Source organism: Paenibacillus sp. N119s (genome assembly GCF_059447605.1).
Window position 1 is genome coordinate 1 of record NZ_JCAJRU010000536.1, and the last position, 368, is coordinate 368.

A 368-nucleotide genomic window follows, 5' to 3' on the forward strand; every position below is an offset into this window, starting at 1 on the left:
GACAAGAGTAGGCCGACCAGCGAGCCAGGTATCTTGGGCCATTTTTTAGGCACCACAATAAGCCCAGCAAGACAGATGCAAGCTGTCAGGATGCTGTACACATTGAGTGAAGGAAGCCGATGGATGATCTCTGCCATCGAAGGCAGAAAGGTTTCATGTCGCTCTACCCCGCGCAAGCCGAGAAAGTTAGCAATTTGACCACTGAAGATCGTCACGGCAATCCCGGCCGTAAAGCCAATGGTTACAGGCTTGGGAATAAATTTGATCAATGCCCCCAACCTTAGAACACCCATTAAAATGAGTATAATACCTGCCATAAAACCAGCTATCAGTAAATTCTCATAGCCGTACTGCATGACTATAGCGAG

1 protein-coding gene is annotated in these 368 nt (G+C 47.8%); it reads right to left on the reverse strand.

Annotated features, from left to right (window positions below; all coding sequences use genetic code 11):
- A partial coding sequence (locus AC5V8P_RS26205) for a SulP family inorganic anion transporter (protein WP_495474131.1) occupies positions 1-368 on the reverse strand: 368 nt, incomplete at both ends.